This window comes from Embleya sp. NBC_00888 (assembly GCF_045207655.1).
Lineage (GTDB): Bacteria > Actinomycetota > Actinomycetes > Streptomycetales > Streptomycetaceae > Embleya.
On record NZ_CP108784.1, the window covers coordinates 5,102,753 to 5,122,458 of the forward strand.

The following is a 19,706-nucleotide window of genomic DNA, read 5'->3' on the forward strand; positions in this document are numbered from 1 at the left end:
GCAGAGACTCTGCGTGATCGACAGGAGAGAACCGTCATGGCGATCGTGGGGCCCTTCGGGCTGAGCGTCACGGACGAGACTCTCGACGCCGATATCAGGGCGGGGATGGCCGCCGTGGAGCAGGAGCTCCTGGCGGCCACCAAGAGCGAGTTCCCCTACCTGACGCAGACCTCGCGGCACCTGGTCGAGGCGGGCGGCAAGCGGTTCCGGCCTCTGCTGGTGCTGCTCGCCGCCCAGTTCGGCGACTGGCAGGCCCCGGGCGTGGTGCCCGCGGCGGTGGTGTGCGAACTGACCCACCTGGCCACGCTGTACCACGACGACGTGATGGACGAGGCCCCGCTGCGGCGCGGCGCGCCCAGCGCGAACTCCCGGTGGGACAACTCGGTCGCGATCCTGACCGGCGACTTCCTGTTCGCACGGGCCTCGGAGATCGTCGCCGACCTGGGCAACGAGGCGGTCCGGATCCAGGCGCGGGCGTTCGCCCGGCTGGTCACCGGCCAGATCCGCGAGACGGTCGGACCGGGCCCCGGCGACGACCCGGTCGAGCACTACCTGTCGGTGATGGCGGACAAGACCGGCTCGCTGATCGCGGCCTCGGGCCAGTTCGGCGCGATGTTCGCGGGCGCGGACGAGCACGTGGTGGACATCCTGACCCGCTACGGCGAGCGGTTCGGCGTCGCGTTCCAACTGGCCGACGACGTGCTCGACATCGCCAGCGAGGCGACCGAGTCCGGCAAGACGCCGGGCACCGACCTGCGCGAGGGTGTGCCGACGTTGCCGGTGCTGCACCTGCGGGCGGGCGTGGCCGGGTCGTCGCCGGCGGCCGACCGGCACCTGCTGAACCTGCTGGACGGGCCGATCACCGACGACGACGAGCACGCCGAGGCGCTCGCGCTGTTGCGCGCGCACCCGGCACTCGCGAAGGCCCGCGAGGACACTCGGCGTTATGCCGAAGCGGCTCGGGAGGTCCTGGCGCCGCTGCCGGAGTGCAGCGCGAAGCGGGCGTTGTCCTCGTTGTGCGAGTTGGTCGTGGAGCGCAGCGCGTAGTTCTCGATGCCGGCCCGCCCACCCGTGACGTCGGGTGGGCGGGCCGTGGTGTACCGCGGGAGTGCTCGCCGGCTGCTCCCTCGGGAGTAGCGCGGGAGGTGGTGCGTCACCATCAAGTCCCGTACTCGGGTGCGGCGCACGTCTTGAGGGTGACGTTTTGCGGTGACGTGAGGCCGACGCCGACTGCCCGGTCCCGGTGATCCCCTTGTGGTGTCGCATTCGACACTCGAATCAGGGGGCAATCTCCATGACTCGCACCACCCGCCGATCCGTTCCGTGGCGCTTCGCGGTGCCGGCCGCGATCGCGGCGGCGACCGTGGGCGCCGTGACGTTCGGCCCCGCCGCGTTCGCCGACGACTCGCATCCGGGGCTACCGGACCAGAGCGCCGATCAACTCGTCGCCAAGGTCGCCGCCGCCCGGGCGGACGCGCTGACCGGCACCGTCCGCATCGACACCGACCTGGGCCTGCCCGCCCTGCCCGGCAAGGCCGGCGGCGGCCCGCAGGCGCTGCTGTCCGGCACCAACAAGCTCCAGGTGGCCGTGGACGGCCCGGACCGACAGCGGATCGGCATCATCTCCGATCTGGCCGAGTACAACGTCATCCACAACGGCCGGGACGTGTGGACCTACGACAGCCGCGCGCACGCGGCCACCCACGGCACGATCGACACGAGCCGGCCGGACGTGGCCGCGCTGCTGCCGACCACGCCGCAGGACGCGGCCGGGCAACTGCTCGACCTGGTCGGCCCGAGCACCGACGTCCGGGTCGACGGCACCGCCCGGGTCGCCGGGCACGACGTCTACAAGCTCCGCTTCGCGCCCAAGGCGCAGGGCAGCCTGATCGCCGCGGCGACGGTGTTCGTGGACGCGAGGACCGGGGTGCCGCTGCGGGTGACGGTCGACACCGTCAAGGGTGGCAAGCCCGCGATCGACATCGGCTTCGAGAAGGTCTCCTACGACAAGCCGGCGGCCGACACGTTCGACTTCAAGCCGCCGGCCGGGGCGCGGGTCAAGGAGGTGCCGACGAACGAGGCGGTGCCCGAGCCGCCCGCCGCGCCGAACCCGCCCGCCGCTCCCACCGGGGAGCAGCCGAAGCAGAACCCGGGTCTGTTCGGCGACGGCTGGGCCACCGTGGTCGAGCTGCCCGCCGGCGCGGAGGGCAGGGACGCCACCCGGCTGTTGGGCAAGCTGGGCAAGCCGGTTCCGGGCGGGACGCTGATCGACACCCGGCTGCTGAACGTGTTGAGCACCGACTCGGGCCGGATCTTCGCCGGCGCGGTCGACGCGGACACGCTCCAGCGGATCGCGGCACAGCGATGAGCGCGTCCACGGCGGTCGGTGCCGCGGCGATCCGTACCGAGGGGCTGTCCAAGCGCTACGGCCGGGACCGGCTCGCCGTGGACGGACTCGACCTGACCGTGCCGGCCGGTTCCGTCTTCGGGTTCCTCGGGCCCAACGGTTCCGGCAAGACCACGACCATCCGGATGTTGCTCGGCCTGATCCGGCCGACCGGCGGTTCGGTCACCCTGCTCGACGGCCCCATGCCCGGGGCCGTCGGGCAGGTCCTGCCCAGGGTCGGCGCGCTGATCGAAGGCCCGGCCCACTACGGCTTCCTGACGGGTCGGCAGAACCTGGAGCGGCTGGACGCCGCGGACCCCACGTCGGAGCCGCGCACCCGCGCCGCCCGGGTGGACGAGGCCCTGGCCAAGGTCGGGCTGACCGCGGTGGCCGGGCGCAAGGCGCGGGCGTACTCGCTGGGCATGAAACAGCGGCTCGGCATCGCCTCCGCGCTGTTGCGACCGCGCGACCTGCTGGTGCTGGACGAGCCGACCAACGGCCTGGACCCGCAGGGGATGCGCGAGATCCGGGCGCTGATCCGCGCCTTGGCCGCGGACGGCACGACGGTGTTCCTGTCCTCGCACCTGCTGGACGAGATCGAGCAGGTGTGCACGGACGTCGCGGTGATGAGCCACGGCAGGCTGATCACCCAGGGCACGGTGGAATCGCTGCGCGCGGGCACCCGGGCCCGCCTGGTGGTCACGACTCCCGACGCGGAGGCGGCGGTCGTGGTGCTGGCCAGGCTCGGCGCGAGCGACATCGTCACCACCTCGGACGGTGTCGAGGCCGACCCCGCTCCCCTGGAGCCCGACGAGGTCTGTGCGGCGCTGGTGCGCGCCGACGTCCGGGTCCGTTCGTTCACCCTCGCGCGGCCGTCCCTGGAGGACGCGTTCGTCGCCCTGACCGGAGAAGGCTTCGATGTCACCGACTGACGCACTGCCCAAGACGGGCGTCCTGTCGCCCGCGTTCCGGTACTCGACGGGCACCGAGGCGTTCGGGTCCGAGCGGCCGCCGCGGCTGCGCGGGCTGATGCGCAGCGAGCTGCGCCTGGTCTTCCTGCGCCCGCGCACGGCCGCGATGCTGGGCTTCCTGGCCTTCGTGCCGGTCATGCTCGGGGTCGCGTTGCGCTACTTCCACGACGGGGGTTCCTCGGGCGGTGGCGGCGGCGGGGGGATGGACTTCGTGAACCAGGTCACCGGCAACGGGCTCTTCCTGGTCTTCGCGTCGCTGGCCGCCGCGCTGCCGTTCTTCCTGCCGATGACGGTCGGCGTGGTGGCGGGGGACTCGATCGCGGGCGAGGCGCACGCCGGGACGCTGCGCTATCTGCTGGTCGCGCCGGCCGGCCGGACCCGGTTGTTGCTGGTGAAGTTCGCCGGCGTGCTGGCCTTCTGCCTGGCCGCCACGCTCACGGTGGCGCTGTCCGCGCTGGTGGTGGGCGCCGCGCTGTTCCCGATGGGCGATGTGCCGCTGTTGACCGGGGACACCATCTCGATGGCCGAGGCGTCCTGGCGCGCGCTGTTGATCGCGCTGTGCGTCGCGGCCTCGCTGGTCGGCCTCGCGGCGATCGGGCTGTTCGTGTCGACGCTGACCACGGTGCCGGTCGCGGCGATGGCCACCACGGTGGGCGTGGTCATCGTGACCGCGATCCTCACCGGCATCCCGCAACTGTCCGGAATCCACCCGTGGTTGTTCACCGACGGCTGGATGAGCTTCGGCGACCTGCTGCGCAACCCGATCCCCACCGACGAGATCCTGCGCAACCTGGGCGTCCAGACGGCCTACACGGCCATCTTCGGCGCGGCGGCCTGGGCCCGGATGACCGAACGCGACATCACCACGTGAGCGCGGGCGGGCCGGCCGGTGGTCCGGGTGGGCGACTCGTCCGGGTGAATGTCCGGTTGGCGCGGGTGTCCCGGGTGCATGTACGGCCCCATGAGGATGCGCGCGGCGATCGCGATGGTGTCGGCGGCCGCGGCCGCGGTGTTCGGCACGGTGCCCGCGGCGGCGCGGTCGGCGGACACGCCGCCGGAGACCTACTCGTACCTGGTGCTGACCCGGCCCGACGGCGCGGCGGGCGCGGTGCTCGCCGAGGCGGTGGTGCGGCGGGCCGGGGGCACGGTGGTGCAGGCGTACGGGCGGATCGGGGTGGTGGTCGCGCACGGTGGGCCGGGATTCGCGGCGGCGGTGCGCGGGCGGCCCGGGGTGGCGCGGGTCGGCGCGACGCGCACGGTGCCGGTGCGCGCGGCGGAGCGGTCCGGCGGGCCGGCCGCGGATCCGGCCGAGGCGGCGCAGTGGAACCTGGCGATGGTGCACGCGTACGAGGCGCAGCGGATCACCGAGGGTGCTCCCGACGTCGTGGTCGCGGTGGCCGACACGGGCGTGGACGATCGGCATCCGGATCTGGCGCCGAACTTCGACGCCGCGTTGTCCGCGGACTGTTCGACGGGCCGGCCGATCCAGGCGGACGCGGCGTGGCGGGCCCCGCGCTCGGATCACGGCACACACGTGGCCGGCACCATCGCGGCGGTCCGCAACGGCACGGGCGTGGTCGGCGTGGCGCCCGGGGTGCGGATCGCGGCGCTGCGGATCGGTGACGCGGACGTGATGTTCCACGGCGAGGCGAGCGTGTGCGGATTCGTCTGGCTCGCCGAGCACGCGGACCGGGGGCTGCGGATCGCCAACCACAGCTACTACAACGACCCGTGGTGGCTGCTGTGTCCGGACGACGAGGACCAGGCGGTGATCCACGAGGCGGTACGCCGGGCGGCGGCGTACGCGGCCGAGCGGGGCGTGTTGTCGATCGCGGCGGCGGGCAACGCCGACTACGACCTCGCGCACAAGACGGTGGATTCGTACAGCCCCGACGACGCGGCCGATCGGCCCGCGAGGCCGCGGCCGGTGACCGACGCGTGCCGGATGTTGCCGGCCGAACTCCCGGGCGTGGTCACGGTCGCGGCGGTCGGCGCGGACGGGCGCCGGGCCGGCTACTCGAACACCGGTCTGGGTGTGGTGGATCTGGCCGGCCCGGGCGGCGGGGCGGGTGGCGAGGGCGTGTTGTCGACGGCGCGCGAGGGTGGTTGGGCGCACAAGGCGGGCACGTCGATGGCGGCGCCGGCGGTGAGCGGGGTGGCCGCGCTGATCGCCTCGGCGCATCCCGCGTGGGGGCCGGCGGCGATCACCGCCCGGTTGTACGCGACGGCGACCCGACTGCCGTGCGCGGCGCCGTGCACCGCGTCGGGCGAGATCGACTCGTTCCACGGCCACGGCTTGGTGGACGCGTTCCACGCGGTGCGGCCGGGGGAGTGACCCGGTCGCGCACCCGGCACTCGTCCCGTGCGCCGACCACGGGCGCGCGGGGCGGGTCACCGGAGACTTCGGCCCGCGCCGAAAACACCCGCGTGCCGGCGTGCCCGGGCCGGCAGGGTGGTGCCGTGAGTGCTCCCTCCCGCAGTTATCGCTATGTCGGGCCGGCGGACATCCGGGCCGAGGTGGTGCGTGACGGAGGCGGGGGCCGGCCGATCCGCTCGGCCGGCGAGTTGGCGGCCTGGCTCGGGGCCCAGGCGCGCGGCGACCTGGCCGAGCCCTTCACATACGTGGTCGCGCTCGACGGGGTGCTGCGGCTGGCCCCGCGCCGCAGCGAGCACGTGGCCTGCGCGGGCGGCGAACGGGTACTCGGCGCCGGAGAGATCGCCTTCGGGGTCGAGGACGGGGCGTGGGCGGTGGTCGAGATCGGCAACCAGTCGACCGGCTATTGCCCGGAACCGGATTCGTGGCCGGCGGTCGCCGCGGCCCTCGCCCGGATCGGGGTGGCCCGTCCGGACGGCTTCACCGACGTGTTCGTGTTTCGCCGGTGTCCGGATTGCGGTGAGCGCGCGGTGGTCAAGGAGGACGACTTCGTCTGCGCCTGCTGTGCCGCCGAGTTGCCGCGGGACTGGAACTTCGAGTGAATGCGCAGGTCGGCGGGGGTGGCTGACAGCCGGCGCCGGCGCTGACAGCGGGCTGTCGGGGCGGTCAGTGGTTTGTGCGGGGGCTGCCGGCGGTGAAGTGGATGCTCTTGCACATGGACACCACGAGCAACACCACCGCCAAGGCACCCGGAGTGATCGGCTCCTTCGTCCGCTTCGTCGTCTTCGGCGGCGGTGTCGGCCTCGCGAGCAGCGCGACGCTGGTCCTGCTCTCCGGCCACGTGCCGTTCGCCGCCGCCAACGCGCTGGTGACCGTCGGCTCGACGCTGATCGCCACCGAGCTGCACAGCCGGTTCACCTTCGGTCAGGACAAGCCCGGCAAGAGCGACCACCTCAAGGCGGCGCTGACCGTCCTGGTCTGCTACCTGTTCACCACCGCCGCGATGCTCGCCCTGCGCGCGATCGAGCCGAACGCCGGTGTGCTGGTCGAGCAGTCGGTGTACCTGTCCGCGTCGGGCCTGGCCGGCATCGGCCGGTTCGCCTTCATGCGCCTGGTGATCTTCGCGAAGAAGGGCCCGAAGGCCACGCAGCGGGTGCTGGCCCGCGAAGCGGTGGTCACCGCGGCCTGACCGGACCGACCCGACGATCGACGGATCGGCGCGAAGCAGCGAGCGGCGAAGTGTCCCGCCGACTCCCTGCCTCGCGCCGATCCGTCGCCGCGTTTTTGGGTGTCCCGAGCCGGCCGCCGGGATCAGGTCACGAAGCAGAACTCGTTGCCCTCGGGGTCGCCCATCACTTGGAACGAGCCCTGCTCGTCGGTGACCGTGGTGCCGCGGGCGTCGGCGCCGAGGGAGACCGCCAAGGCCACGGCGGCGTCGATGTCGGTCACCCGCAGGTCCAGGTGCAACCGGTTCTTCCCGGCCTTGCCCTCGGGCACCGGCTGGAACGACATGCGTACCGCCCCGGGCGGTTCGACATGCGACCAACCCCGTTCCCGATCCACCGGCTCGCCGCCGAGCAGGCCGGCCCAGAACCGCACCAACTGCCGGGGCTCCCGGGCGTCCACCACGATCTGATGCAGGTCCACGCGCATAGGCCGCAGCCTAGGCCCAGCCCGGAAGGCCCCGCCTCGGCTCGATCGGGTGAACCGGATCGGGAGGACTACTGTGCGGTCGGACCCGAAACTAGGCTGAAGATGTTGCCTCGGGGAGGGGAGGAGCGGGTGTGATGTCCGTCGAAGCTGTGTACACACATGGTGTGGAAACCGACGACGATGCGATGCCGGATCCGTTGCAGGTGTTCTTCGCCCTGTCCGAGCGACTTCACGACTATCGCGTGGAGTTCATCGATCGGGAGACGAGCGTGGCACCACCGCCGGACGGCGATCACGAGACCTTGATCTGGCGCCTGGTCAGACAACTCGCGCGTTTCGACGTGGACGAACGCTTCGATGCCGCGATGAACAAGGGCTTGCAGACCCCGGGTGGGGCTCGGGTCATTCCGGACATCACGGTGACCTCGTCCGGTGGCATGCGGGACGCGGAGCCGTGGATGCCGTCCGGCGACGTGCTCTTGGTGGTCGAGGTGACATCGACCGCCCCAGGACGGGATCGCATCACCAAACGGCAGGTCTACGCCGAGGCCGCGATCCCCTTGTACCTCCTGATCGACCGCTCCGAATCCAAGCTCACGCTGTTCACCGATCCGGACAAGGGCAGCTACACCGGTCGGGTCGAGGTCGGCTTCGGCAAGCGGCTGCCGCTGCCCGATCCTTTTGGATTCGTGCTCGACACCGCTTCGATCGTCGACTGAACCGTGGGGACGTGATCCCGTGTCGGATGCTTCGGACAGTGACCTCAGCCCGCTTGCCCGGCGGGTGCTCGCGTGCATGTTGGCGGTGCCCGCGGGGATCAAGTTCACCGGTAAGGACGTGGCCGACGTGATGCCGGAAGGGCCGTACCGGGTGCAGAAGGCGTTGCGCGAACTGGGCGCCACCGGGCATCGCACCGTGCGCCGGCTGAAGAAGCCCAACGGTCAGTTCTACGTCGAGGTCGAATACCACGCGATACCCGTGCGGGCCGATGACTCGTCGATGGATTGAAGAGATTACGTAACTGCGTAACAATCACGACGTGGCGCATCGACCGGACGACGACAGTGAGCGGCCCGACCCGACCACTGCGACCGACAAGACCGACAAGACCGATAAGACAGACAAGATCGAGAAGACCGACCAGGCGGCCCTGCTCGCGCGCCTGGACGCGTTGACCGAGCGCGTCGCGGCGCTGGAGGCCGCGGCCGCCGAACCGCCGACCGGATCGGCCGACCGGTTCGTGCCGAGCTCGGACGCCGAGACGTTCTGGGCCCTGGAAGGGCTCAAGGAGCACTACGGGATCGGCGCGCTGCTGTACACCGGCGCCCTGCGACTGCCCGAGGGAACGCCCGTCGAGTGGCAACTGGCCGCCGACGCGGACGCGTTGCTCGCCGAGGACTGGGCACCGTTCGCCGAGCACCTGGGCGCCCTCGGCCACCCCGTACGACTGTCCCTGCTGCGCGAGATCCTGCGCGGCACCGACACCGCGGCCGAACTCGGCGCCCTGGAAGGGATGGGGACCAGCGGGCAGATCTACCACCACCTGCGCCAACTGGTCGCCGCCGGCTGGCTGCGCACCGTGGGCCGAGGGCACTACGAGGTACCCGCGATGCGCGTCGTACCACTCCTGACCGTGCTGTTCGCCGCACGCCCCTGACCCGCGCCACCCGATCCCCCACCACCGGTGAAGCCCTCGCAGAGCCGTTCTCTACGATCTGGATCATGGGGCGGACGACGGTCGAGACGATGCGAGGCCACTTCCACGAGACCGCGCGTGCGCGCGGATACCTGCTCGACGCGGCACAGGAGCAGGCCGCCGATCGGCTCGCCGAACTCGGCGCGGCGCTGGGCCGGGGCCGAGGGCACGGCCTGTTCCATCGCCGGCCGGCAGCGGGGCTGTACCTGTGGGGTCCGGTCGGCCGGGGCAAGACCTGGCTGCTCGACACGTTCTTCGCGGCCGTACCGCTGCCCGCCGAGCGCCGGACGCGGGTGCACTTTCACGCCTTCTTCCGCCGCCTGCACGAGGCGGTCCGCCGGCACCGCGACGACCACGGCCACGAGCGCAGCGCCGTCGACGCGGCCGTGTCCGAACTGGTCGGCGACGTCGACCTGTTGTGCTTCGACGAGTTCCACGTGCACGACCCGGGCGACGCGATGCTGGTCACCCGCCTGCTGCGGGAGCTGCACGCGCGCGGGGTGGTTCTGGTCTGCACGTCCAACTACCCGCCCGCCGGGCTGCTGCCCAACCCGCTCTACCACCACCTGTTCGAGCCGACGATCCGCGAGATTCAGGCGCGGATGACCGTGGTCACCGTCGCCGGTCCGCGGGACTATCGGTCGCTGCCCCGGACCGAGACCCTGGACACCGCGTTCGCCCGCGGCGCGGTGTTGTGGCCCGGCGACCCCGAGCAGTTGCGCGGGCAGCAACTCGTACCGCCCACGCCGGACGAAGCGGTCACGCTGCGGGTCAACCACCGCGAGCTCGCCGTCGCGGCGGCCCGACCGGGCGAGTTGTGGAGCGGGTTCGCGGCGCTGTGCGAGGGCCGGACGTCGCCGCTGGACTACCTCGTCCTGGCCGAGACGTATCCCACGTGGGTGCTCGGTGGGCTGCCCGCGCTCAAGACGGCGAGCGCCGAGGCCCGGCAGCGGTTCGTGAACCTGGTCGACGTCTGCTGCGACGCCGACGTACGGCTCTTCCTGTGCAGCGACCGCACCCTGACCGAAATCCTCGCCGGCGACGACCTGCCGACGGACATCACCCGCACGGCCAGCCGCCTGGGCCTGCTCCGCCGCGTCGACGGCTCGAACAACGGCGATGGCGACGGCGGCAAGAGCGTCGAGGGTGCCGAGGGCGCCCACCAAGGCGGCGGCGCGGAGCACTCCGACTAGGCCCAATACCAGTGACTTTGATGGGGTTCGCTCGTTGGATGGGTTGTGCCAAGGCCTGGGCAGGTGAAGTCGTCGACGGGTGAGCGGTTCTCGGATCGGATCGCGTTGGGGGTGTTGACGCGTGCGTTTCCGCCGGAGTTGGTCGACGAGGTGGTCGCGGGGTGTGGGCGGGTCGAGCAGCGTCGTCGGTTGTTGCCGGCGAGGGTGGTCGTCTACTTCGTCCTGGCGATGTGTCTGTTCTCGGGTCAGGGCTACGAGGAGGTCGCGCGTCTGCTCACGCAGGGTCTGGAGCGGGAGCGTCGGTGGGTGGGGACGTGGCGGGTTCCGACGACCGGGGCGATCGGGCGGGCGCGGCTGCGGTTGGGGCCGGAGCCGTTGAGGGTGTTGTTCGCTCGGGTGTGTCGTCCGGTGGCGGTGCCGGGGACGGTCGGGGCGTGGTATCGCGGGCGCCGTCTGGTCGCGGTGGACGGCACGACCTTCGACCTGCCCGACAGCGAGGCGAACGCGGGTTTCTTCGGTCGGCCGGGTACGAGTCGGGGCCAGGGTCGGAGCGCGTATCCGCAGGCGAGGGTGGCCGTGTTGGTCGAGTGCGGCACCCACGTGGTGTTCGCGGCCGACATCGCGCCGCTCGCCGTGCGCGAAACGACCGCGGCCCGGCGGTTGTTCGCGTCGTTGGAGCCCGGGATGCTCCTGTTGGCCGACCGGGGTTTCCACGACTTCGAACTGTGGCGGGCGGCCTCCGGGACCGGCGCGGACCTGTTGTGGCGGATCAAGGGCAACGCCGTGCTCCCGGTCCTGACCTCCCTGCCCGACGGGTCCTACCTGTCCGAGATCTTCGCCGGTCACGACCGCCGGCGCGTCGATCCGATCCGGGTCCGTGTGGTCGAGTACACCCTGGGCCCGGGCGGTGGGGAGGAGATCGTGTATCGGCTGATCACCACCGTCCACGATCCCTCGGCGGCTCCGGCCGCCGAGTTGGCGGCGCTGTATCACGAGCGGTGGGAGATCGAGACCGCCCTCGACGAGATCAAGACCCACCAGGGCGGTCCCGGCCACGTGTTGCGTTCCCGTCACCCGGCGGGTGTCGAACAGGAGATCCTCGGTGTTCTCCTGGTCCATCACGCCCTGCGCGACCTGATGCACCACGCCGCTCGGGATGTGGACTGCGACCCGGACAGGCTGTCCTTCATCCGAACCCTGCGCGTCGTCCGCCGCCACGTCACCGGCCAGGCGGCGTTTTCCCCCCTCCCGACTCGCCGTCGCACTCCTCGCCACCCTGTGTGAGATCCACGAACGGCCCCTGCCGCCGAGGCGGTTGCGCTCCAACCCCCGCGTCATCAAACGCAAGATGTCCAACTGGGCGCTCAAGCGAACCGAGCACCGCAGCACACCCCCACCGAACCCACCCGACGTCACGCTCGTCGGACCGACCCGCACCACCCCAACCTGCCGCAGAAAGACCTAAAAACACCGGTATTGCGACTAGGCCCTGTCCGCCGGACAGGGCCTAGTCGTCCTCCGGCAGCAGTTCATAGCTCGGGTCGGACATCGCCAGGTGCCCCTCCGACTCGCCGACCACCCCGTGGACCCGCATCCGGCGGCCCGGTTCCACGCCGGCGAGGTGCCGGCGGCCGTGGAAGAGCAGCCTGAGGCCGCCGGTGCGGTCGTACAGCTCGACCTCCAGGGCCGGCCGGGCGCTCTCCGGCGATGTGGATACCGACCGGACCCGGCCGACCACCTCGGCTCGCTGCCGCCACTTGAGCTCGGCCACCGACGTGGCACCCGCCGCGTGATCCGCCGACTCCGGCTCCGCGTCCATCGTCGGCAACAACCGGGTCACACACTTGGCCGCCGCGGGCTCCGTGGGCATCGGCCGGTGCGCCATCGCCGCGGCCACGTCGAACGGCACGACGGTGGCGATCGCGTGCGGCACTCGGGTCAGCGCCGACGCGATCGAGTCGGTGGTGCGGCCGTGCAGCAGGCGCCCGATCACCGGTGGATAGGTGTGCCGAGGCAGCAGCATGGTGACTCCGGACGCGCCGTCCGCCACCTCGCGCGCGGCCAGTTCCAGCACCGCCCGGGCCAGCCGCCGGTCCGGACACTCGATCAGCTCCAGCGGGATGTCGGCGGCCCGGCTCGCCTCCCACCGCTTGCTCAGCTTCTTCGCGTGCCGGCTGTCCAGCACGAAGTGCGCCGCGTGCAGGTCGTCCGCGCGCAGCGAGCGGGCGTAGCGCACCGCCTGGAGCACCGCGACGTCGAGCGAGTCGACCAGCACCACGACCACCGAGCGATCGCGAATGTTGAAGTCCGCCGTGGCCGGCGCCACCGCGAGTGCCGCCGCCTCCTCGCGGTAGCGCCGGTTGACCCCGATCAGCGCCCACACGCCCAACGGGAAGAGCACCACCACCAGCCACGCGCCCTCGGTGAACTTGGTGACCGCGAAGATCAGCACCACCGCGGCGGAGACCACGGCCGCGAGCGCGTTGAGCACGGTCGCGGCCCGCCAGCGACCGGTGCGCACCCTCCAGTGGTGCCTGGTCAGCCCGGCGCCGGCCATCATGAACCCGGTGAACACGCCGATCGCGTACAGCGCGACGAGCGAGTCCACGCTCGCCCCGGTCGCCAGCAGCAGCGCGACGGCGGGCACCGCGAGCAGGATGATCCCGTTCGAGAAGGCCAGCCGGTGGCCGCGCTTGCGCAACATCTTCGGCAGGAACGCGTCCTCGGCGACGAAGTCGGCCAGGAACGGGAAGCCGTTGAACGGCGTGTTCGCGCCGGTGTACAGGATCAGCGCGGTGGCCAGTTGCACGAAGATCAACCCGGCCCGACCGAGCACGCCCTCGCCCAGGACCAGGTGCGCCTCCTGCGCGATCACCGTCGGATCGCCCTCCAGGTAGGGGATCGCGTGGGTGGCGTGCGCGAGCAGCGAGATGCCCAACACCAGGGTCGCGAGCACCAGCGACATCGCCACCAGCGTCTTGCGCGCGTTGCGGGCGCGCGGTTCGCGGAAGGTGGACACGCTGTTCGAGAGCGCCTCCAGACCGGTCAGCGAGGAGCCGCCGTTGGCGAACGCCCGCAGCACCACGAACAACGAGGCGCCGTAGAGCAGTCCGTTGCCGGACTCGCCGAGCGGCACGGCGCCGGCGGCGTGTACGTCCGCCTGCGGCAGCGCGCCGTCGCTCGCCCAGCGCACCAGCGCGACCGTGAACACGATCGCCATCGCGCCGATGAACAGGTAGGCCGGCAGCGCGAACGTGCGCCCGGCCTCCTTGACCCCGCGCAGGTTGCCGTAGAACAGCACCGCGACCACGCCGACACAGATCTCCGGCTTCCAGCCGCTGATGTCGGTGCCCCACAGCAGGTGCAGCAGCGAGGCGATGGCGTCGGTGCCGGCCGCCGTCTGCACCGCGACGGTGACCACGTAGTCGATCAGCAGCGCGACCGAGGCGACCTGCGCGACGCGCGGCCCGAAGTTGTCGCGCGCGACGATGTAGGAGCCGCCCGCCTTGCTGTACAGGCTCACCACGTCCCGATAGCACAGGGTCAGCAACAGCAGCACCGCGAGGATCGCGTAGGTGACCGGCAGGAGCAGGGTGAACGCGGCGAGGCCGATGTAGGGCACCAGCGCCCGCAACATCTGCTCGGTGCCGTACGCCGACGACGAGATGCAGTCCGAGGCCAGTACGCCCAGCGCGGTCGGGTTGGACAATTTCTCGCCGCGCAGCCGCGAGGTCACCAGCGGCGGGCCGAGCAGTCGTTTCTTGAGCCGGTATCCGACCGTCTCGGGAATCCGGACGTCCACGCTGAGCGGAGCGGGCGGGCCGGTGGGTGGCTGCATGACCCCTCGGCTGCCCCGGCGCCCCGCCGCACATGCCCGCGCTCGGCCGAACAGGGGCCGTGGCGCCGGCCCGGCACGTGGGGTGGGACGACGGGCGGGCACACGCGTGGGGCCCGGCGGAAATTCCGCCGGGCCCCATCCGCGTACCGGCGTCGCCGGTCGTGCCGAGTCGCTAGTTGATCGTCCAGGTGTCGTTGCCCCGGATCAGCGAGGCCAGGTCGCCGGCGCCCTGGGTGCTCGCCGCCTCGGCCATCTGGGCCGACATCAGCCGGTCGTAGACCGGGCGCCGAATGTCGCGGAAGACGCCGATGGGGGTGTGCGTGTTGCTGGTCAGATCGCCCAGCCGGGTCAGCGCGAAGGCCAACTCGGGGTTGTCCGCGTGCGCGTCGTGCACCATCAGCGCGTCCTCGCCGACCTTGGCCACCTCGGCCACGTCCAGCGAACCGCGCGCACCCCGGATCACGCCGAACTGCCCGTCCGAGCCGAACCGGATCGGCTGCCCGTGCTCCAGCCGGATGGTCACGTCGTCCCGCTTCTCCGGGTCCTTGAGCTGCTCGAACGCGCCGTCGTTGAAGATGTTGCAGTTCTGGTAGATCTCCACCAGCGCGGTGCCCTCGTGCGCCGCCGCCGCGCGCAGCACCGAGGTCAGGTGCTTGCGGTCGGAGTCGATGGACCGGGCCACGAACGAGGCCTCGGCGCCGATGGCCACCGACAGCGGGTTGAACGGGTGGTCGAGCGAGCCCATCGGGGTGGACTTGGTGATCTTGCCGGTCTCGGAGGTCGGCGAGTACTGACCCTTGGTCAGGCCGTAGATCCGGTTGTTGAACAGCAGGATCTTCAGGTTGACGTTGCGCCGGAGTGCGTGGATCAGGTGGTTGCCGCCGATGGACAGCGCGTCGCCGTCACCGGTGACCACCCATACCGACAGGTCCTCGCGCGAGGTGGCCAGACCGGTCGCGATGGCCGGCGCGCGCCCGTGGATCGAGTGCATGCCGTAGGTGTTCATGTAGTACGGGAAACGGCTGGAGCAGCCGATGCCCGAGACCCACACGATGTTCTCCTTGCGGAGACCGAGTTCGGGCATGAAGCCCTGCACGGCCGCCAGGATCGCGTAATCCCCGCAACCCGGGCACCAGCGCACCTCCTGGTCCGACTTGAAGTCCTTCATGGACTGCTTGCCGTCGGCCTTCGGGATCAGCGACAGCGAAGGAAACCCGCCGGCGCCGTTCGCAGACTCAGACACTCTCGATCACTTCCTGGATCACGTGAGCCAGTTCCTCGGACTTGAACGGCAGACCGCGAACCTGGGTGTAGGACATGGCGTCCACGAGGAACTTCCCGCGCAGGAGCAGGGCGAGCTGACCCAGGTTCATCTCCGGGACGATCACCTTGTCGTACGACTTGAGCACCTCGGCCGTGTTGGCCGGGAAAGGGTTGAGGTGACGCAGGTGGGCCTGCGCGACCTTGCCGCCCGCGGCCCGCACCCGACGGACACCGGCGGCGATCGGACCGTAGGTGGAGCCCCACCCGATCACGAGCACCTTGGCGTCACCGGTCGCGTCGTCCACCCACAGCGGCTCGATGTCGTTCGCGATCCCGTCGACCTTGGCCTGTCGGGTGCGCACCATCAGGTCGTGGTTGGCCGGGTCGTAGGAGATCGATCCGATGCCGTCGGCCTTCTCGATGCCGCCGATCCGGTGCTCCAAGCCCGGCGTGCCGGGGACCGCCCACGGGCGGGCCAGCGTCTCGGGGTCGCGCTTGTAGGGCCAGAACTCCTTGGTCCCGTCCGGCATCTCCTGGTTCGGTTCGGTCGCGAACTCGACGCGCAGGTCCGGCAGTTCGGACGTCTCCGGCAGGCGCCACGGCTCCGAGCCGTTGGCCAGGTAGCCGTCGGAGAGCAGGAAGACCGGGGTGCGGTACTTCAGCGCGATCCGGGCCGCCTCGATGGTGGCCGCGAAGCAGTCGGACGGGGTCTGCGGGGCCACGATCGGCACCGGGGCCTCGCCGTTGCGCCCGAACATGGCCTGGAGCAGGTCGGACTGCTCGGTCTTGGTCGGCAGACCGGTCGAGGGCCCGCCGCGCTGCACGTCGACGATCAGCAGCGGAAGCTCCAGCGAGACGGCCAGGCCGATCGTCTCGGACTTGAGCGCGACGCCGGGGCCGGACGTGGTGGTCACCCCGAGCGCGCCGCCGAAGGACGCGCCGAGCGCGGCACCGATGCCCGCGATCTCGTCCTCGGCCTGGAAGGTGCGCACGCCGAAGTTCTTGTGCTTGGCCAGTTCGTGCAGGATGTCCGAGGCCGGGGTGATCGGATACGAACCGAGGTAAACCGGCAGCTCGGACAGTTGCCCGGCGGCCACCAGGCCGTAGGACAGCGCGAGGTTGCCGGTGATGTTGCGGTACGTGCCGGCCGGCAGCTTCGCCGGGGCCACCTCGTAGGAGACCGCGAAGTCGTCCGTGGTCTCACCGAAGTTCCAACCCGCCTTGAACGCCGCGACGTTGGCTTCGGCGATCACCGGCAGCTTGGCGAACTTCTTGCGCAGGAAGGCGATGGTCGCCTCGGTCGGCCGGTGGTACAGCCAGGACAGCAGACCGAGCGCGAACATGTTCTTCGCCCGCTCGGCGTCCTTCTTGGAGATCTCGAACTCGGCCAGCGAACCGACGGTCAGCGTGGTCAGCGGGATCGCGTGCACGTTGTACGCGTCCAGCGAGCCGTCCTCCAGCGGATTGTTCGCGTAGCCGACCTTGGCCATCGCCCGCTTGGAGAACTCGTCGGTGTTGACGATGATCTCGGCCCCGCGCGGCAGGTCGCGGATGTTGGCCTTGAGCGCCGCCGGGTTCATCGCGACCAGGACGGTCGGGGCGTCGCCCGGCGTCAGGATGTCGTGGTCGGCGAAGTGGAGCTGGAAACTCGACACGCCCGGCAGGGTGCCCGCGGGCGCCCGAATCTCGGCGGGGAAGTTGGGAAGGGTCGACAGATCGTTTCCGAACGTCGCCGTCTCGGACGTGAAACGGTCACCCGTCAGCTGCATTCCGTCACCGGAATCGCCGGCGAACCGGATCACTACCCGGTCGAGCTGCTTGACCTGCTTGGTCACGGGGAAGGACCTCCTCGGCGCTGCGGCGGTTGGTCCGCGCACCGCGCGGATGTCGCAGTTTTCATCGTACGGCGGTACAGATGGGGGCCGTGGCGCCCCCCGGAGCGGGCGAGGATCCGCCCTGGCGCGTGACGTGAGCGGTGTCACGCTGCGGACATGACCCGCAGGGGGGCACATATCCGCCTATATCCGAGCAAACCAAGAGCCCGTCCCGATTCGGGACGGCTGCTCCGATCGACCGGATGATTGCATGGGTCCAGTAATTCGATCCCTACGATGTCAGGATCCGAGATACGCGAGTACCGCGAGGACTCGTCTGTGATCGGTGTCACTGGGCGCGAGACCGAGCTTCCCGAAGATGTTGCTGACGTGCTTCTCCACCGCTCCGTCGGACACCACCAGGGCCTGCGCGACCGCCGCGTTCGTGCGTCCCTCGGCCATCAGGCCGAGCACCTCGCGCTCGCGCGGTGTGAGCTTTTCCACCACGTCGCGCTTGCGGGAACGGCCGAGCAACTGGGAGACGACCTCGGGGTCGAGCGCCGTGCCGCCGGTCGCGACCCGCTCGACCGCCGCGACGAAGTCGCCGACGTCGGCGACCCGGTCCTTGAGCAGATAGCCGACCCCGCTGGTGTTGCCCGCCAGCAACTCCGTCGCGTACTGCTCCTCGACGTACTGTGACAGGACAAGCACGCCGACCTGCGGCAGCGTCGCCCGCATCCGCACCGCCGCGCGAATGCCCTCGTCGGTGTGCGTGGGCGGCATGCGCACGTCCACGACGCACACGTCCGGGAGCAGCTCGCCCGCGACGGCGACCAACCGCTCGGCATCCCCGACCTCGCCCACGACCTCATGGCCGCGAGCGGTCAACAGACGGGACAAACCGTCTCTAAGTAGTACGGAATCCTCAGCGATGACGACGCGCACAGCGTTCACATCCCCCAAATCCGGTAGCCGCACCCGAGGAGCGGGTGCGGCTACAGTCTTCCGGATTCGAGTCGATGCGGTGTACCGCGGGCGGGTCGGATCTCAGCCCCGCCGCGTCCTCACAGCGGCAGCCACACGGTGACCCTGGTGGGCCCGCCCTCGGGACTGTCCACGGTCAGCGTGCCGTCCACCCCGCGCACCCGCTCGATCAGGCCGGCCAGCCCGGACCCCTTGCCGGTCGAGGCACCACCGGCGCCGTCGTCGGCGACGATCAGATACATCCGGCCGTCCTGATGGCCCACGGTCACCCACGCGTGGGTGGCCCGGGCGTGCTTGGAGACGTTGGTCAGCAGTTCGGACGCGCAGAAGTAGGCGACCGATTCGATCGGCGCGGCCGGCCGGCCGGGCAGGTCCACCTCGACCCGGACCGGGACCGTACAGCGGGCCGCGATCGAGGACAGCGCCGCGTCCAGACCCCGGTCGGTGAGCACCGCCGGGTGGATGCCCCGGGCCAGGTCGCGCAGTTCCTGGAGGGCGAGCTTGACCTCGTCGTGCGCGGAGGAGACCATCCGCGCGGTCTCGATGTCCTCGCTCGTGTTCAGATTCTCCTTCGCCATGCCCAGGTCCATCGCCAGGGCGACCAGCCGGGCCTGCGCGCCGTCGTGCAGGTCGCGCTCGATCCGGCGCAGGTCGGACGCGGCGGTGTCGACGGCGGCCTCCCGGGACACGGTCAGGTCGCGCACCTGCTCGGACAGGAATTTGGGGCCGAGCAGCCCGCGCACCATCACCCGGTCCACGTTGGCCATCCCGCGCACCAGCCACGGCGTCGCCAGGAACAGCAGTACGCCCGCCGCCACGGTCAGCGTCACCGGGCCCGGCCCGGCGAGGTAGTGGTCGGCGCCCGGCGCGTGCGGCCCGTCGCCGGAGAGCTTCGCGCCGGGCATGTCGGCCCGGCGGTACAGCGGCTGGGTGAGCGGATAGGTGACCATGGTCAGCGACGCCGCCCACAGCGCCGTGGTGACGGCGAAGGTGAAGACGCCCCAGGGCAGTTGCACGCACAGATACAGGCAGGCCCGCCACCCGGTCCGGTCGGTCAGCGCGGACTTGATCCAGCCGGTGACCCCCGGCCGCGGCCGGAGCGGGGCCGGTGCGCGCACGTGCTCGTCCAACAGCGCGCTCGCCCGGGCCCGCTCCATCCGGCCGAACAGCCGGCTGCCCATCAGGGTCAACGCCAACAGCGGCAACCCGATCAGGAACAGCGGGGTCAGACCGACGCCGAGCGCGATGAACACCACGGCGTAGGTGAAACCGACGATGCCGATGGGCAGATTGAGCACGAGATGGATCGTGTCGGTCCACGTGCGCACCGTGAACGGCGCGCGCAGGATGCCCGGCCGCGCTCGGGCCGGGGCATCACCTGTGGACCCGTCGTAGGCAGTCACGGGTGAGGGCATGGACATGGAGTTGCCTCGCTGGGAGAGAAGCCGATCCGTTGGGTCAACTCTGCCCGGTGACCCGGGCGGGTCCCATGGCGCGGGTCGGTGTCTTGGGGGTGGGGTTGTCCCTACCACCT

17 protein-coding genes and 1 pseudogene are annotated in these 19,706 nt (G+C 71.1%); 12 read left to right on the plus strand and 6 right to left on the minus strand.

What is annotated here, in order from left to right; translation table 11 throughout:
- Positions 1-36: 36 nt before the first annotated feature.
- The 7 genes from OG948_RS21770 to OG948_RS21800 all read left to right on the plus strand — a co-directional run bounded on the left by OG948_RS21770 (position 37) and on the right by OG948_RS21800 (position 6,920).
- Entirely contained in the window at positions 37-1,047 is a 1,011-nt protein-coding gene (locus tag OG948_RS21770) for a polyprenyl synthetase family protein (protein ID WP_395871804.1), read from the plus strand.
- A 247-nt stretch (positions 1,048-1,294) separates the two neighbouring features.
- Positions 1,295-2,368: a LolA family protein gene (locus tag OG948_RS21775; protein WP_406298138.1), complete on the plus strand. Its 1,074-nt coding sequence runs from the start codon at positions 1,295-1,297 to the stop codon at positions 2,366-2,368.
- A complete protein-coding gene (locus tag OG948_RS21780; protein WP_406298139.1) occupies positions 2,365-3,318 on the plus strand; it encodes an ATP-binding cassette domain-containing protein in 954 nt (317 codons plus the stop codon). The genes OG948_RS21775 and OG948_RS21780 overlap by 4 nt, the downstream gene beginning before the upstream one ends.
- Positions 3,305-4,228, plus strand: a complete 924-nt coding sequence (locus tag OG948_RS21785) for an ABC transporter permease (RefSeq protein WP_406298140.1) — start codon at positions 3,305-3,307, stop codon at positions 4,226-4,228. Before OG948_RS21780 ends, OG948_RS21785 begins: the two co-directional genes overlap by 14 nt.
- A gap of 90 nt (positions 4,229-4,318) precedes the next feature.
- The gene (locus OG948_RS21790) at positions 4,319-5,692 is read left to right on the plus strand and encodes a S8 family serine peptidase (protein ID WP_406298141.1); all 1,374 of its coding nucleotides are present in this window, start codon (positions 4,319-4,321) and stop codon (positions 5,690-5,692) included.
- A gap of 125 nt (positions 5,693-5,817) precedes the next feature.
- On the plus strand, positions 5,818-6,333 hold the full coding sequence (locus OG948_RS21795; protein ID WP_406298142.1) for a hypothetical protein: 516 nt from the start codon (positions 5,818-5,820) through the stop codon (positions 6,331-6,333).
- 113 nt (positions 6,334-6,446) lie between these two features.
- A complete protein-coding gene (locus tag OG948_RS21800; protein WP_406298143.1) occupies positions 6,447-6,920 on the plus strand; it encodes a GtrA family protein in 474 nt (157 codons plus the stop codon).
- A 122-nt stretch (positions 6,921-7,042) separates the two neighbouring features.
- Here OG948_RS21800 and OG948_RS21805 read toward each other — a convergent pair whose 3' ends face one another.
- Entirely contained in the window at positions 7,043-7,384 is a 342-nt protein-coding gene (locus OG948_RS21805) for a VOC family protein (protein ID WP_406298144.1), read from the minus strand.
- Positions 7,385-7,548: 164 nt separating this feature from the next.
- Here OG948_RS21805 and OG948_RS21810 point away from each other — a divergent pair, with 164 nt between their 5' ends.
- The 5 genes from OG948_RS21810 to OG948_RS21830 all read left to right on the plus strand — a co-directional run bounded on the left by OG948_RS21810 (position 7,549) and on the right by OG948_RS21830 (position 11,557).
- Complete coding sequence (locus OG948_RS21810) at positions 7,549-8,103, plus strand: Uma2 family endonuclease (protein WP_406298145.1); 555 nt, start codon at positions 7,549-7,551, stop codon at positions 8,101-8,103.
- A 19-nt stretch (positions 8,104-8,122) separates the two neighbouring features.
- Positions 8,123-8,392: a hypothetical protein gene (locus tag OG948_RS21815; RefSeq protein WP_406298146.1), complete on the plus strand. Its 270-nt coding sequence runs from the start codon at positions 8,123-8,125 to the stop codon at positions 8,390-8,392.
- A 142-nt stretch (positions 8,393-8,534) separates the two neighbouring features.
- Positions 8,535-9,041 carry an ArsR/SmtB family transcription factor gene (locus OG948_RS21820; RefSeq protein ID WP_406300314.1) on the plus strand — a complete coding sequence of 169 codons (507 nt, stop codon included), beginning with the start codon at positions 8,535-8,537 and terminating at the stop codon, positions 9,039-9,041.
- A 65-nt stretch (positions 9,042-9,106) separates the two neighbouring features.
- The gene (gene zapE, locus OG948_RS21825) at positions 9,107-10,273 is read left to right on the plus strand and encodes a cell division protein ZapE (RefSeq protein ID WP_406298147.1); all 1,167 of its coding nucleotides are present in this window, start codon (positions 9,107-9,109) and stop codon (positions 10,271-10,273) included.
- A 45-nt stretch (positions 10,274-10,318) separates the two neighbouring features.
- Positions 10,319-11,557 carry an IS4 family transposase gene (locus tag OG948_RS21830; RefSeq protein WP_406298148.1) on the plus strand — a complete coding sequence of 413 codons (1,239 nt, stop codon included), beginning with the start codon at positions 10,319-10,321 and terminating at the stop codon, positions 11,555-11,557.
- Between the two features lie 598 nt (positions 11,558-12,155).
- On the opposite strand, the pseudogene OG948_RS21835 reads toward OG948_RS21830, so the two are convergent.
- The 5 genes and pseudogenes from OG948_RS21835 to OG948_RS21855 all read right to left on the minus strand — a co-directional run.
- Positions 12,156-14,111, minus strand: a pseudogene (locus OG948_RS21835) (APC family permease); the annotation flags it as partial.
- Positions 14,112-14,283: 172 nt separating this feature from the next.
- A complete protein-coding gene (locus OG948_RS21840; protein ID WP_395871830.1) occupies positions 14,284-15,279 on the minus strand; it encodes a 2-oxoacid:ferredoxin oxidoreductase subunit beta in 996 nt (331 codons plus the stop codon).
- Positions 15,280-15,346: 67 nt separating this feature from the next.
- Positions 15,347-17,209, minus strand: coding sequence for a 2-oxoacid:acceptor oxidoreductase subunit alpha (locus tag OG948_RS21845; RefSeq protein ID WP_406298149.1), 1,863 nt, complete (start codon positions 17,207-17,209; stop codon positions 15,347-15,349).
- Positions 17,210-17,488: 279 nt separating this feature from the next.
- A complete protein-coding gene (locus tag OG948_RS21850) occupies positions 17,489-18,133 on the minus strand; it encodes a response regulator (RefSeq protein WP_395871781.1) in 645 nt (214 codons plus the stop codon).
- Positions 18,134-18,252: 119 nt separating this feature from the next.
- Positions 18,253-19,587, minus strand: coding sequence for a sensor histidine kinase (locus tag OG948_RS21855; protein WP_406298150.1), 1,335 nt, complete (start codon positions 19,585-19,587; stop codon positions 18,253-18,255).
- Positions 19,588-19,706: the final 119 nt, after the last annotated feature.